We start from the raw sequence: 14,586 nt of genomic DNA, 5'->3' as shown, positions 1-14,586 counted from the left end.
CACTCTCCTGTTTCAGGAGGGATCTCATGCGCTATATCGATTTACGAAGTGACACCGTCACCCAGCCTACTGACGCCATGCGTCAAGCCATGCTCCACGCCGAAGTGGGTGACGATGTCTATGGTGAAGATCCGGGCGTCAACGCGCTGGAGGCCCATGGGGCCAGATTGCTGGGCAAACAGGCGGCGCTATTTGTGCCATCGGGCACCATGTCCAACCTGCTGGCGGTGATGAGCCACTGTCAGCGCGGTGAGGGGGCCATCCTCGGCAACGCCGCTCACATCTATCGCTATGAAGCGCAGGGGAGTGCCGTGCTGGGCTCCGTAGCCCTGCAACCCTTGCCGATGCAGCGCGATGGCACGCTGGCATTCGATGATATCAAGGCCGCGCTGGCCCCTGATGATGCCCACTTCGTCCAGACTCGCCTCATCTGTCTTGAGAACACCCACAATGGCAAGGTGCTGCCGCTCCCCTATCTGCAAGAGATGGGGGCATTTGTTGCTGAACGTGGCTTGAAGCTCCATCTCGATGGCGCACGGCTTTTTAACGCCGCCGTGGCCAGCGAGACCCCGGTCGAGGTGATCGCCGCGCCATTTGACAGCATCTCGATTTGTCTCTCCAAGGGGTTGGGCGCACCGGTGGGCTCGCTGCTGGTGGGCAGTCACGACTTCATCGCCCGTGCGCGCCGACTGCGCAAGATGCTGGGGGGCGGCATGCGCCAGGCGGGCATTCTGGCGCAAGCCGGTCTGTTTGCCCTCGAGCAGCATGTGACACGCCTGGCGGATGATCACCGCCGTGCCAAACGGCTGGCCGAAGGGTTGGCTGCACTGCCGGGCATCGAGCTCGACCTCTCGCTGGTGCAGAGCAACATGGTGTTCCTGCGGCTGCGTGAGGGGGAATCGGCCCCTCTGCTCGCTTTTATGAAGGAGCGGGGGATCCTCTTCTCCGGTTACGGCGAGCTGCGGCTGGTGACTCATCTGCAGATCAACGATGACGATATTGAAGAGGTGATCGACGCCTTCACCGAGTATCTCGGGGCGCGTTGAGACGGCTGGTCAGGTAGAGGTTATACCAAGACCTATTCATACCGAAATAACAGAGGGCGCCGCGGCGCCCTCTGTTATTTGCTGCAAGCTCAAGCCTGCCGCTGGCCGCTCATCAGCATGGCCTCATCGGTGGCATCGTAGATCATCACCGCGATGTGGGTCACCTGACCGCCGAAATCGGCCAGTGGTACCAGCGTCAGGTTCTGGAACATGTGGGGGGCCGAGCCGGTAATGGGGCGGTAGTTGGAGAAACGTAGCAGATAGGGCTTCTGCTCCCAGGTACTGAAGGCGCGGTTGTTGAGCTTGAAGACCATGTTGGCCTTGCGCTCGAACCAGGCTCTGTCCACATCGGGGAAGAGCTCGAACAGTACGCCATCGCGCACGTCACTGGCCAGTCGGCCGCTGTGGCTCTCCATAAAGCCGTTCCACACTTGTACCTTGTACTCCTTGTCGAGCACTACCAGGCCTACGTCCAGGTTCTGGACTATGTTCATCAGCCAATGAAATTCACGGATTTCCATAGTCACTCCTAGAGCATGTGCATGATTTTGTTGTTCATGGTGGCGATGGAATCTTCGGTAAACAGCAGCAGCAGATCACACTGCACCGCGTAATCCTGGATCCGGTAGTTGATCTCGATGGCGAGCGTGCGGCGCCAGCGACTCTTGTTGGTGTTGATCAGCTCGTTGATGGGTCTGTGCTGGCCGAGCACCACCGGGTGCCCCTGACTAAAGGGAGTGTCGAGCTGGTTGGCGTAGCCGCGCAGGAAGGCGCCGATCAGCACGTTGGCGGTATCCATCAACAGCTCCAGTTCGGCGGTGCGATCCAGCGTCCCCTGATGGTTCATCAGCTTGGCCAAATCTTTGAAGCTGGAGTCATGGAACAGGATCAGCGCTTCACCGGCGATCCCAGCTCCGATAAACCCCTGACAGACGGCGGAGAGGGTATCTGAATCCGCAGCGGCCGAGAGGGCCATATGCAACTCTGATACTTCCAGCACGTTGACGTTGGGGATGGGCAGTACCACGAAGGCGTTGAGCAGACGAGCCAGCAAGTCGGCGGCCTGACCCATGGAGACGTTGGCCAGCTCCTGATAGACATCGCGGATTTCGGGGGTGATCTTGGCGCCTGCATCGGCTACCACGCCGCTTGGCAAGGGCTCGGCTGCACTCGGCTGATTACCCGATGAAGCACTCCAGAAGCCATGTTGTTTGAGCAGGGCTAGCAGGGTATCTGGGGCGGCGGGCTTCTTGATGAAATCGAGCGCCCCCAGCCCCATGACCCGCTGATAGGCCTCAGGCTGGATATCTCCGGAGACCACGAAAACCTTGCTGCGTAGTCCTTCCCGTTTCAGGGTCTCCAGCACACCGTAACCGTCCATCTCAGGCATAGTGAGATCGAGAAAGATGAGATCCCCATGGCCCATCAGCACCTGTTCGATCCCTTCAAGGCCATTCGCCGCATAGTGCAAATCGACTTTCCAGTCAGCCGGTAGCGCTCGTGCCAGCTGTTTGCGGGCGAACCCGGAGTCATCACATATCAATACATTCATGGCGTTAGGCAGGCTCTGTTGGCAAGGATTGCTATAAGTGTGGCCCGCTAACAGTCAGATGCAATGTGGGAGGTTGTCACCCTGTGAAAATTGGTTATCCCATTGCCGGTTACGATAGCGTGCGGAGTATTTCTCAACAAATTCAGCGAACATCTTAACACGCAACGGGGCGAACTGGTGCTGGCAACACAACATGTAGAAGGGGCGATTGCCGGTCTGCCAGTCGGTCAGTACCGGTACCAGCTGCTCGTCATGGAGGAAGCTGCTCAGATAGTGCAGCGGGGCGTTGACTATCCCCAGATGACGCCGGGCTGCGCGCACGGCGGCCTGAGTCTGGTTGACGGTCAGTTTGGCGCTGCGTTTGATGCAGATGTTCTGGCCATCCTTGTCGGTCAGTTGCCAGTGCTGGTGTGGCCAGCAGTAGATGAGATCATGTTCTTCCAGCTGGCTGGGGTGGGAGGGGGTTCCCTTCTTGGTCAGATAGAGTGGCGAGGCAAACAGGCCGTACTCGATATGACCGAGACAGATCGCATTGGGCAGCGACTGGGGCAGCTCACCGTTGAAGAACACTAGATCCCGATCATTGTCGAACAGGTGCTGGTGATCATTGGTCTGGGTGATATCGAACTGTACCTCGGGATAGTGCAGCCCGAATTCGGCCAGCATATCGATGAGGATGGTGTTGGAGAGCGCGATCGGCGCGGCTATCCGGATAAGCCCGGTGATGTCTGCTTCTTTACCCCGGATCTCGCTGGTGGCCTGCTCGATTTGTGCAAGCGGTGTGCAGAGACGCTCGTAGTATCTGAGCCCTTCATCGGTAAGACGGAGTTTACGGGTAGAGCGATGTAGCAGGGAGCAACCCAGTTGCTCTTCCAGCTGGGAAATGCGTCGACTGATGGTGCCTGTTGGCATGCCCAGTGCGGCTGCAGCATGGGAGAATCCTCCCTCTTGCACCACCTTGACGAACAGGTAGAACTCTTCGATGTGCTTCATAAACGCTGTTCTGGGTGTAACAAGGGGGCAACCATAAAAAGAGCCTTATCGCTTGGCAAGGGTAATTCAGCGTTTAATTGATCTGGATTCGATTTCTACTGATACCAGTTTAAATTTTCAATTGTTCTCGAATGAGGATTATTTTCTGCGCCACAGTCATTGTTGCGAGATGTCACCCGTTAGCTCAAGAGAGAGAGGCGACATGGTATGACTACAATACGACCCATCCTCAGGAAAAAAGAGGATCGCGCTGGTCAAGAGCAGTTCTTTTTTTCGGCGATGTGAATGTGATGACAGTCGCATATTCATCATGCCGGTCTGGTGAAGGTAGATATTCGGTTTTGAGGTATTTAAGTTCCTTGTTAAGTCGCTATTTGGGGCCGGTTTTGCTCTTTTTTGTCTGTTTATTCAACGCGCTGGTTAATAAATGAAAGTTTTACGAGGGAAATGCCGGCACTTTTTTTAGTTGACTTTTTTGTCAGTAAATAAGTGTTTGTTGTGAATCGTAAAAATGTTTTTTGAAGTATCCAGAGTGCAATTCTTAGTGCTTGTTTTTGCTGGGAAAAAAAGTTAAAAACGAACGAGGGATTTGTTCTGATTGACAGGAGTATTGGCTGAGTCCTTTTTTCTGTGGCTGGATTGGCTCTCCTGTTGTTGATTTCTGAAATCAGTTATCTGCTTTTGGCCATCGCGAGAAATAGTGGCCGAGAGGTGTTTTCACCTTGCATTCTGCATACGGCGGTTTGCCCATTTGTTTTCCGGTTCACCAGTGACCATCCAGCATGAATGACTTTGACCAGATGAATACGCTTGACGAACGGTTACTGAAGACAATGGATGTTCTGCATACCCCTATCTGGGTGTATGACATCGAACATCACCATATTTTCTGGGCAAACCGCGCAGCACTTCCTCTCTGGGAGGCCACCTCCCTTGACGAGCTCTGTTCCAGGGATTTTTCGGCTGATATGGCCACAGCCATAGCGCTGTTGTTGCAACGCTACCTCGGTGATTTTCAGCAGGGGCGAAGTTACAACGAGTGGTGGACTATCTCCCCAAAGGGGGTCAAGAAGCAGATCTATCTACGCCTCTCCGGCATTCAGCTGGCTGGCCGTCTGATGATGATGACCGAGGCGGTGCTCGACTCCGATACCCTCTATCAGGAGTCCTCGCTGGCAACCGGTGATACCCTGGCCTGCCTGTTCGATAGCAATGGCGCGTTCGAAAGCGGCAACTATCACTTCGAGATGTGTTTCGGTCATCGGATCGCCATGCTCTCCCAGGTTTTTTCCGGTAGTGATGACAGTTTTTACCAGAAGCTCTCCCGACTCGATGAAGTAGTGACCGAAGGGGAGTGCCGAACCCTCAAGGGGATGCGTTGGTTCCAGTATCAGTTCCGCTATATCCAGCAAGGAGCACGGATCCTGCTCACCATGCGCGATATTACCGATCGCAAACTCGAGGAGCTGGAGCATCGCCACCTCGCCTGGCATGACTCCCTGACCGGCCTGCTCAACCGTTATGGCTTGATGAAATCCCTTGAGGCCTATTGCGGGCTGGGGGAGCGTTTCGCGCTGGTATTCATGGATCTGGACAACTTCAAGCTGGTCAACGACAACTACGGCCATAAGGCGGGAGACCGCCTGCTGGAGCGGGTTGCCGGTCGCCTCAAACAGATTTGCCCCCGCGATGTTGAGCTGGCCCGTCTTGGCGGGGACGAGTTTACCGCGTTGGTTCCCTTGGGAAACCAGAGTGAACGAGCCCAGGATGTGGCCGATCAGATGCTCTCCCAGATGACCAAGCCGCTGCAACTGAGCGGTCTGCCGGAGGTAACCATCGGCGGCAGTATCGGCATTGCCATCTATCCCGATGATGCGGACGATGGTGATAACCTCATCACCCGCGCCGATATGGCCATGTATCAGGCCAAGCAGATGGGGCGGCTGCGCTGGCAGCGTTTTACCCCCAGCATGCAGCAGACCCTGCAGCGCAAGCTCAATCTCAAGCAGTTTCTGGCCAAGGCTATCGGTCGTCAGGAGCTGAGCCTCTGTTACCAGCCACAGGTCGATGTCGCCAAACGGCGTCTGATCGGTTATGAGGCGCTGCTGCGCTGGTATAACCCGGTGCTTGGCCATGTCTCGCCAGTGGAGTTTATCCCCCTTGCCGAAGAGATGGGGCTGATCCGCGAGATCGGCAGCTGGGTGCTCTCTACCGCGCTTGCCCAAATGGCCAGTTGGAAGAAGCGCCTCCATCACCGGGTGCCAGTCTCCGTCAACCTCTCTGGTTTCCAGCTCTCGTCGGCACTGCCCGGGCAAGTGCGCCAGCAGCTGGAGCTGCACGGGGTGGATGCCTCCCTGTTGACGCTGGAACTGACCGAAACTGTGCTTATGCTGGATATGAAGGGGTGCCTCGATATTCTCGATGACTTGAGTGAACTGGGGATCAAGATTGCCATCGACGATTTTGGTACCGGCTACTCATCCCTTGCCTATCTCAATCGCCTGCCCATCGATACGATCAAGCTGGATCGCTCTTTCGTGGTCGGCCTCAACCTGCCGGTGATCCGGGCGACCGCCGCCATGGCCACCAATCTGGGTTTGGGGATCATGGCAGAAGGGGTGGAGGAGCCTCACGAGCTGGCCGCACTGCAGACCCAGGGGTGCCATGTGTTCCAGGGATATCTGTTCAGCAAGCCGCTGACGGTGGCACAAGTCGAGGCGAGCGGTTTCGTGGTGGAGTGTCAGGTTGGGCGTTATCCACTGTTAGATGCCGTAATGGCAGAGTAACAAGTGTGCGTTAGACCACAACTTGGGATTTTATTCCGTAATATTTAATCAAAATTAATCATTATTTTGCGATCGGTCATGAGACGGATTGGCTGGAGTTGCTAGCATGCGACCTCATTTCTAGGGAAAGGAGTATTGCAATAATGAGTCATGCTGCTGTCAATGACCGTCCGGCCAGCCCTCCCAAGGGTTGGCTGAACCGTTTCCTCAATGGCGTCGAGAAAGCCGGGAACAAATTACCCGACCCCGCCATGCTGTTCCTCTATGCCTTGCTGATCGTCTGGGTCGGCTCCTGGGTGTTGTCACAATTCCAGTTTGATCTGGTCAACCCCCGTACCGGGGAGGCGGTAGTGGTCAACAACCTGCTGACCGGTGCCGGTCTGGCCGAGTTTCTCTCCACTATGGTGACCACTTTCACCGGCTTTGCCCCGCTGGGCATCGTGCTGGTGGCTATGCTCGGGGTTGGGGTGGCCGAGCAGTCCGGTTTTATCAATACCGGTCTGAAAAAGTTGCTCAAAGTGACGCCTGCCCGTTTCCTCACCCCCATGCTGATCATGGTAGCGATCGTCAGCCACACCGCCGCAGATGCGGGTTATGTGCTGGTGATCCCCATCGGTGGCATCATCTTCCACGCTGCCGGACGCCATCCGCTGGCGGGGATCGCCGCTGCCTTTGCCGGTGTCTCCGGCGGTTTTGCCGCCAACTTCCTGCCCTCCGGCGGGGATGCGTTGCTGCAGGGCTTTACCCAGTCCGCCGCTCAGTTGCTCGATCCTGACTACATGGTCAACACCCTTTGCAACATCATCTTTACCGGAGCCTCTTCGCTGCTGATCATCTGCGTCGGCTGGTTCATTACCGAAAAGGTGGTTGAGCCGCGCCTCAAGCATGTGGCGCTCAACGAGGATCTGGAGAGTGCCGACGAGATGGGGCGCTACAGCGCGCAAGAGAGCCGAGCCTTCAACTGGGCCGGGTTTGCCATGCTGGCGGCTATCGTGCTGCTGGCGCTGGCGCTCTCCCCGAACGATTCCCCGCTGCGTGCTGCCGATGGCTCCCTGACTACCTTCGCTGCCCCCGTGATGAAGTCCATTGTACCGCTCATCTTCCTGCTCTTTATCCTGCCCGGGATTGTCTACGGCTTTGTCGCAGGCAGCTTCAAGAGCGGCAAGGATGTGATCGACGCCATGTCGGCCACCATGAACAAGATGGGCTCCTACATGGTGATGGCTTTCTTCTGCGCGCTCTTTATCAAGGCGTTTGGTGACTCCAATCTGGGCACCCTGCTGGCCCTCTCCGGTGCCGAAGTGCTCCATGCGCTGGCGCTGCCCGGTGAGGTGACTATCGTCGGGATGATCCTGCTCACCGCCACCGTCAATCTGGTAGTCGGCTCGGCCTCCGCCAAGTGGGCGCTGATCAGCCCGATCCTGGTACCCATGTTGATGGCGGTGGGGATCTCCCCCGAGCTTACCCAGGCGGCCTATCGGGTCGGGGATTCTGCTTCCAATATCATCACCCCGCTGATGGTCTTCTTCCCGCTGGTGGTTGTCTATTGCCAGCAGTATGTGAAAAGCACCGGGATCGGTACCCTAGTCTCCATGATGCTGCCCTACTCGCTGGCCTTCCTGGTGAGCTGGACGATTTTCCTGCTTCTCTACTGGGCGCTCGGCTTCCCGCTCGGGTTGCAAGCCCCTTACGTCTATCCGGCCCCTTAAGCTGGGTGTGCGAGGGAGCCTTGGGCTCCCTCGTTTTTTTCGCTATGGTGTTACCTCATTTTGGAGGTGCCATGAATCAGACCATCGATCTTATCCTTTCCCATCGCTCCATTCGTCAGTTCACTGCCGAGCCGATCGCCCCGCAGCAGCTGGATGCCATCCTCGCCGCCGCCCAGTCCGCCTCAACCTCGAGCTTTTTGCAGGTGACCAGTATTGTGCGAGTCTGCGAGCCCGAGGCGCGTCAGCAGTTGGCCATGCTGGCGGGCAATCAACCCTATGTGGTGCAGGCGGCCGAGTTTCTGGTGTTCTGCGTCGATTACCACCGCCACACCCAGATCGTGCCCGAGGCCCAGACCGGCTATGCGGAGCAGTTGTTGATCGGTGCCATTGACGGCGCCCTGATGGCGCAAAATGCTCTGCTGGCGGCGCAGTCGCTGGGGCTGGGCGGGGTCTATATCGGCGGCATTCGCAACCATCCTGCCGAGGTGAGCGAGCTACTGGGCTTGCCCCATCAGGTGATCCCGCTGTTTGGCCTCTGCCTTGGCCACCCTGCCCAGCAGCCGGAGCAGAAACCTCGCCTGCCCAGGGGATTGGTGGTGCATCAGGAGCGCTACCAGCACGAGCTGGATCGCGACCTGCTGGCCCGGTACGATCAGCAGATCGCGGACTACTATCAGGCCCGCAGCAGCAACAACAAACAGCAGACCTGGAGTAGCCAGATCCGCGCCATTCTGGGCAAGGAGTCCCGCCCTTTCATGCTGGGATTCCTGCAATCGCGGGGCTTTAACCTCAAGTAATGGCGCTGATGGGCGATACTATGGGAGTGATGACCACCATGGTCATTTTCCCGTGATCCTGAAATCTTTCCCTGAGACCGGGTATACAGCTTGGCGACAAATCGTGGGCAAGGGGGGATCTACAGGCTACCTTAAGTAGATAAGCTGTTGTAGGATCACGCAATTGGATTGGGACAGGGGTTTGGACATCCTATGATTTTAACTTTGGTATTGCTGTCTATCGGCGCGCTCCTGTTTTTGGTTATCGCCTATAACGTGGTACAGCAATATAAGCAGAAGGCGGAGGCTGAAAAGCGTCACGCCGTTGCCAGACACAAGACGGTAGCCGACGAGACCGAAGAGGTACTGCTGAACGTCAATCTGGTGCCTTTCTCCAAAAACATGGTGTTGCTGTTGCAGCACCGGATCCTTGATGCCTATCGCGCCATCGCCCAGGTGATGCCCAACAACCAGATCAAGCAGCGCATCGCCGATGTGCAGATCCAGATCAAGAACGTGCAGGAAAATTACAGTGCGCAGGATGAGGGGCACTTCAAAACCCCCGAGTCTGATCGTCAGGCGATCCAGATGTTGCAGCTGGTAAAAAAGCTACGTGCCGTACTGCGTGTCGAGCACAACAAGGGCAAAATTGATCCGCAGGGGTTTGCTCAGGAAGATCGTCGTCTCGAGCTGATGCAGCTCAAAATCAACATCTCGAATCTGGTCAAGCGGGCGATGGATGCCCGCATTCAGGGCCAATATGGTACTTGCCGCCAGCTCTATACCAAGGGGTTGTCGGCAATGGCCAGCATTGGCGACAAGGATCCCTATCTGTTGGCTCGTGAAGAGGATATGCGTCAGGGGCTCAAGGAGCTTGAAGAGCTGCAGCAGCAAAACAGCGCGCAGGATCTGCAAAACATCAAGGACAAGGAAGCCGACGAGCTCGATGTCCTGTTTCAACCCAAGAAGAAATGGTAAGCATGTCCCACCCACTCGATTCCACACTGGGGCCAATGGCCCCATTTGTTTCTCAGCTGTTGACCGAACTGGCCGCTGCTGGCGTCACATTTTCCCAGCCAACGGTCGATCACCTCTGTTATCGGGCGGCGACCTTGCAGGAGTACCGCGCGCTGTGTGCTGTATTGGCTGAAGCGGGCTCCTTGCTGGTGGAGGGGATGATCGGCGGTCGCCCGATTGCCACTTATCAGTTGCATCAGCCACTGCTGGCTGGTGAGGTGCAGGTACCCTGTATCGAGCTGGCGGCGCCGAAACCGGGGCGCATCCATCAGGCAGGACTGGAACATATCGAGCTGGTGGTTACTTCACTGCAGGATCTGGTAGCGCGCTATCCCGAGCAGCCATTCAAAACCGGCAATATGCAGGATACCCGCAACCCCGATATCGGCCTGATGTTGCCCTCCGGTCAGATCAAGTTTCACTTACGCTCGCTGGCTGAGGTGATCGCCGAAGAGGTGGCGACCGGTGCTGTGGTCGCGGTGCCTGCGGATTATTTCGATCAGGAGTGATCCTGCGCTCAATGCGGTGCGAGCCTGACAGGCTCTTGAATAACGCAGCAAAAGGGGTCACCGGTGTGACCCCTTTTGCTATCTGGCGGTGCTGGGTTGCGAGAGCGCTATCTGCTCGTGGGTGACCCTGTTTGCGCTGAGCCTGTTACCCGTGTCGGTGGGGTTGCTGGGCGGGCAGTGGCGATTGGCTTCGCTGCTTGAGACGGCCGAGCCAGAGGCTCAAGCCGGCCGTCAAGATGAGGACCAGTTCAATACCCATGACCAGACCGCCCAGCTCGCCCTGCTCCCAGAAGGGGTGTAGGTAAAGTCCCCCCAGACTGGCTCCCAGATAGTAGGCTACCAGATAGAGAGAGGAGGCGAGGGCGCGGTTGTGTTCGACATGATGACCAACCCAGGCACTAGCGCAGGCGTGTGCCAGGAAAAAGCCGAAGCTGGAGATCAGCAAGCCACTCAGGATCCCGAGCAGGCTAGCTTGCAGTAGCCATAGACTGCCGAGGGCCATCAGGGCGATCCCGACCAGCAGCATGCGTTGTGCCCCCCAGCGGTTGGCAAAGCGGCCGCTCAGTGAGGAGGCCACCGTCCCCGAGAGATAGGTGAGAAACAGCATGCCGAGCCACTGGGTGGGCAAGGAGAATGGGGGCTTTGCCAGCAGGAAGGTGAGATAACTGAACTGGTTCAGAAACACCATAAAGTTGAGTCCCCCGATAAGGTAAGCCCCTACCAGCAAGGGATTGGTCAGGTGCTGCTGCAAGGCGCGAGCAAATTGGCCGCGAACGGGGGCGCTCGCCACAAAGCGGGTCTGATGGGGCAGCAGCCAGAAGACCAGCGGCAGCAGTGACAGGCTGATCACACCGATCCCCAGAAAGGTATGTTGCCAGTCGCCAAACCAGCCCGCCAGCAGGCCGCCGACCACCCGACCGGCAATGCCACCGAGGGAGTTGGCGGCAATATAGACCCCCACCGCCGAGAGCAGCGCCCGTTTACTGAACTCTTCCCCCATATAGGCAATCGCAGTGGCTGGTAACCCGGCCAGCAGCGCGCCCTGCAGGATGCGTAGCAACAGCAGTGAACCAAACTGCTCAACCAGGGGGATCAACAGTGAGAGCAGGATCGCCAGGGTGAGTGTACCCAGCATGACCTGCCGACGGCCATGGCGATCCGCCAGTCTGGCGCAGATCAGCAAGGAGGCGGCAAGGCCTGCTGTGCATCCTGCCAGGGTCCAGCTGGCCGAGAGGGAGTTGACCGAGAAGACCTCGGCAATCAGGGGTAACAGGGGGTGGGTCTGGTAGAGGTTCAGAAACACCAGAAAAGAGCCCAGGCTGAGGGCCAGGGTTGCACGTATCCACTCGCGACTTCCGACTTCAATCATTGCGTATTGTCCTGACTACTTTTGGTCAGGGTAGAGTCCTTGCAGTTATAAATATAATATATTTAAGTTATCCATCTCATAAGATGAATTGATACATGGATCTGAAACAGCTCACCTATCTGCTGGCGGTCAGGGATGCCAGCTCATTTACCAAGGCAGCCAACAGTCTGCATGTGGCACAGCCGGCCATCAGCATGGCCATCGCCAAGCTGGAGCAGCAGCTCGAATTGCGGCTGTTTGATCGACAGGACCGGGCGGTACGGCTCACCCCGGAGGGAGAGGTGCTCTGTCGCCATGCCGAGCGCTTGTTGTTGCAGATGCATCAGGCCGAGGCCGAGATGGCCGAGCTCAAGGGGCTGGAGCGGGGGGAAGTGCGGATCGGGATCCCCTATATGATGGGCTCCTACTATTTCCCCCCTCGTCTGATGGCCTTCAAGCATCGCTATCCCGGCCTCAAGATCCGGGTCGAAGAGGCCGGCACCCGTGAGCTGCTCAGCCGGATGGTGGATGGCTCCCTCGATCTGGCCATTCTCATTACCAGTGATCTCCCCCCCGCCATCGAGGGGGCACATCTGCTGAGTGAAGAGATGTTGATGGTGGTGGGGGACGATCACCCCTTGCGTGGCGCATCGGCCGTCACCCTCTCTCAGTTTTTCGCTCAGGAGCTGGCGCTGTTTCGCCGTGGTTTCTACCACCGGGAGCATATGGAGGCGCTGGCCCAGAGCCTGGGCGTCGAACCCGATATCGCCTTCGAGAGCAATCTTATCCCTCTGCTCAAGGCGGTGGTGCGGCAAGGCTTTGCGGTGACCACCTTCTTGCGGATGGTGCTGGAAGAGGAGCCGGATCTGAGTGGCGTGCCCTTCGACCCGCCTATCTATCTCGATCTCTGCGTGGCGTGGCGGCGTGGCGATCCGCTCTCCATGGCCAACCGTGCCTTGCGCGATTTTCTACTCAAGGATCGCCCGGCCTGATGGCGGCGGGCCATTGCTGAAAGTTTGTTACTATTAACGGTGGGTTCGCTTGAGGGCTACACCATGAAATTGCAGCAATTGCGCTATATCGTCGAGGTGGCCAACCACAGGCTGAATTTGTCGGCCACCGCCGAGAGCCTCTTTACCTCCCAGCCCGGGATCAGCAAACAGGTGCGGATGCTGGAGGATGAGCTGGGGATCCAGATCTTCGAGCGTAGCGGCAAACACCTGACCCAGATCACCCCCATCGGTCGGGATGTGATCAAAGTGGCCGCGGAGGTGCTGGACAAGGTGGCCACCATCAAGGTGATGGCCAGGCAGCATGTGCATCCGGAGCAGGGAACCCTCACCATTGCCGCTACTCATCTGCAAGCCCGTTATATTCTGCCCGCCATCCTCAAGGGATTCATGGCCCGCTTCCCCAAAGTTGCCGTAACTGTGATGCAAGGGAGTGCGGCGCAGTGCCGCGCAGCCGTGCATGATGGCGCTGCCGATCTGCTGCTGGCGGATGAACCGGAGGAGGGGAGCGATCTGCTCATGCTCCCCTCTTTTCAGTGGCAACGGGGCTTGGTGCTACCCAAGGAGCATCCGTTGGCCAGAGCACCATCGCTGACCCCGGCTGAGCTGGTGGAGTTTGCATTGGTGACCGATGGAAGGGCTCTCTCCACAGCTCATGGCACTGATTGCGCTCATGCCGAGAGCCGGATCTCCTGCTGTGCAAGCGACAGCGATGTGCTCAAGACCTATGTCAGACAAGGAATGGGCATCGGGGTGATGGCAACTTTTGCTTGGGAGCCCCAGCGCGATGGCGATCTGGTGCTCAAAACGGCGCCCTGGCTACCAGGCGGTGTAGCCGCTATCGGGTTGCGCAGAGGGGCATTTTTATGCGGCTATCTCTACGACCTGATTGAACGTCTCGCGCCGCAATTGACCCGGGAACTGGTCAACCAATGCTGCGCAGCCCGCACTGGCGAGGAGCTTGAAGCACTGCTTGCCAATCTGACCGTGTCAGTACGATAGCCTAGGTTGGTGTGTGACTGTGTCAAGAAAAACGCCTCCCAATGGGAGGCGTTTGACTATCTGACATTCGTCAATGCAGGCTCACTTCTTCAGCATGTGATCCAGCTTGTTGGCCTTGGTCGACAGATAGAACTCGTTGTGGGGATTACGCCCTTCCTGCAAAGGTACCCGTTCGGCCACCGGAATACCGAAGGATTCCATCGCTTTCATCTTGCGCGGGTTGTTGGTCATCAGTTTGAGAGACTTGACCTCAAGCTGCTTGAGCATGTCGGCGCAGATGGTGTAGTCGCGCATATCGGCGGCGAAACCAAGGGCCACGTTGGCCTCCACGGTATCGGCCCCCTGATCCTGCAGGTGATAGGCGCGGATCTTGTTGAGCAAGCCGATGCCACGGCCCTCTTGACGCACATACAGCAACACGCCACGACCGGCTTTGGCGATATTCTCCATGGCCGCCTGCAACTGGAAACCGCAGTCACAACGCAGGCTGAACAGGGCGTCGCCGGTCAGGCACTCTGAGTGGATCCGGCCCAGCACGGGCTCGTCACCGGTAATGTCGCCCATCACCAGTGCGGCGTGGTCTTTGCCTGTGCCGGTTTCCTGAAAACCTACCAGCGTGAAGGTGCCCCAAGGGGTTGGCAATTTGGATTTGGCCACGAGGGTAACGCTGCTCATAGGTTGCTCCTTACTACTAACGGCTCAAAAAAGGGGGCCAGTTTAGCGCGCCTTGTCAGGAACGACCATAAGAACAAGTCCCTGCATTGCTTAATGAAATCTCCAAATGAGATACAAGCACAGCTGTCCGTCGGGGTTTTGGCCCTTTGTGCGGATTGATGAC

13 protein-coding genes are annotated in these 14,586 nt (G+C 57.4%); 8 read left to right on the top strand and 5 right to left on the bottom strand.

The window, feature by feature from the left end:
• The first annotated feature begins 26 nt into the window (after positions 1–26).
• Positions 27–1,046 (top strand): low-specificity L-threonine aldolase, encoded by a 1,020-nt coding sequence (ltaE, locus tag G5253_RS09450; protein ID WP_266135535.1) that lies wholly within the window; start codon positions 27–29, stop codon positions 1,044–1,046.
• Positions 1,047–1,135: 89 nt separating this feature from the next.
• On the opposite strand, the gene G5253_RS09445 is transcribed toward ltaE, so the two are convergent.
• Genes G5253_RS09445 through G5253_RS09435 form a run of 3 tightly spaced genes read right to left on the bottom strand, consistent with a single transcriptional unit; the run spans position 1,136 to position 3,591 of the window.
• Positions 1,136–1,567 carry a PAS domain-containing protein gene (locus tag G5253_RS09445; protein ID WP_005337175.1) on the bottom strand — a complete coding sequence of 144 codons (432 nt, stop codon included), beginning with the start codon at positions 1,565–1,567 and terminating at the stop codon, positions 1,136–1,138.
• Between the two features lie 8 nt (positions 1,568–1,575).
• Complete coding sequence (locus G5253_RS09440) at positions 1,576–2,598, bottom strand: response regulator (RefSeq protein WP_266135534.1); 1,023 nt, start codon at positions 2,596–2,598, stop codon at positions 1,576–1,578.
• A gap of 54 nt (positions 2,599–2,652) precedes the next feature.
• Positions 2,653–3,591: a LysR family transcriptional regulator gene (locus G5253_RS09435; protein ID WP_216978986.1), complete on the bottom strand. Its 939-nt coding sequence runs from the start codon at positions 3,589–3,591 to the stop codon at positions 2,653–2,655.
• An 833-nt stretch (positions 3,592–4,424) separates the two neighbouring features.
• On the opposite strand from G5253_RS09435, the gene G5253_RS09430 reads away from it, so the two are divergent.
• The 5 genes from G5253_RS09430 (at position 4,425) to G5253_RS09410 (ending at position 10,388) form a co-directional block, all read left to right on the top strand.
• The gene (locus G5253_RS09430) at positions 4,425–6,377 is read left to right on the top strand and encodes a putative bifunctional diguanylate cyclase/phosphodiesterase (protein WP_266135540.1); all 1,953 of its coding nucleotides are present in this window, start codon (positions 4,425–4,427) and stop codon (positions 6,375–6,377) included.
• 143 nt (positions 6,378–6,520) lie between these two features.
• Positions 6,521–8,086 carry an AbgT family transporter gene (locus tag G5253_RS09425; RefSeq protein WP_266135533.1) on the top strand — a complete coding sequence of 522 codons (1,566 nt, stop codon included), beginning with the start codon at positions 6,521–6,523 and terminating at the stop codon, positions 8,084–8,086.
• A 71-nt stretch (positions 8,087–8,157) separates the two neighbouring features.
• Positions 8,158–8,883 carry an oxygen-insensitive NADPH nitroreductase gene (nfsA, locus tag G5253_RS09420; protein WP_266135532.1) on the top strand — a complete coding sequence of 242 codons (726 nt, stop codon included), beginning with the start codon at positions 8,158–8,160 and terminating at the stop codon, positions 8,881–8,883.
• 192 nt (positions 8,884–9,075) lie between these two features.
• Positions 9,076–9,840 carry a DNA repair protein gene (locus G5253_RS09415; protein WP_216953387.1) on the top strand — a complete coding sequence of 255 codons (765 nt, stop codon included), beginning with the start codon at positions 9,076–9,078 and terminating at the stop codon, positions 9,838–9,840.
• Positions 9,834–10,388 (top strand): VOC family protein, encoded by a 555-nt coding sequence (locus G5253_RS09410; RefSeq protein ID WP_031227877.1) that lies wholly within the window; start codon positions 9,834–9,836, stop codon positions 10,386–10,388. Before G5253_RS09415 ends, G5253_RS09410 begins: the two co-directional genes overlap by 7 nt.
• Positions 10,389–10,533: 145 nt before the next feature.
• Here G5253_RS09410 and G5253_RS09405 read toward each other — a convergent pair whose 3' ends face one another.
• Positions 10,534–11,757 (bottom strand): MFS transporter, encoded by a 1,224-nt coding sequence (locus G5253_RS09405; RefSeq protein WP_021231402.1) that lies wholly within the window; start codon positions 11,755–11,757, stop codon positions 10,534–10,536.
• 95 nt (positions 11,758–11,852) lie between these two features.
• On the opposite strand from G5253_RS09405, the gene G5253_RS09400 reads away from it, so the two are divergent.
• Together G5253_RS09400 and G5253_RS09395 are read left to right on the top strand one after the other, a co-directional pair.
• The gene (locus tag G5253_RS09400) at positions 11,853–12,728 is read left to right on the top strand and encodes a LysR family transcriptional regulator (protein ID WP_266135531.1); all 876 of its coding nucleotides are present in this window, start codon (positions 11,853–11,855) and stop codon (positions 12,726–12,728) included.
• A gap of 63 nt (positions 12,729–12,791) precedes the next feature.
• Positions 12,792–13,748, top strand: a complete 957-nt coding sequence (locus G5253_RS09395) for a LysR substrate-binding domain-containing protein (protein WP_266135530.1) — start codon at positions 12,792–12,794, stop codon at positions 13,746–13,748.
• 81 nt (positions 13,749–13,829) lie between these two features.
• On the opposite strand, the gene ribA is transcribed toward G5253_RS09395, so the two are convergent.
• Positions 13,830–14,423, bottom strand: a complete 594-nt coding sequence (gene ribA / locus G5253_RS09390; protein WP_005351157.1) for a GTP cyclohydrolase II — start codon at positions 14,421–14,423, stop codon at positions 13,830–13,832.
• Positions 14,424–14,586 lie beyond the last annotated feature (163 nt).

This window comes from Aeromonas sp. 602658, assembly GCF_049173005.1.
GTDB classification, from domain to species: domain Bacteria; phylum Pseudomonadota; class Gammaproteobacteria; order Enterobacterales; family Aeromonadaceae; genus Aeromonas; species Aeromonas veronii_A.
This window is presented reverse-complemented; position numbering and strand designations above follow the sequence as displayed.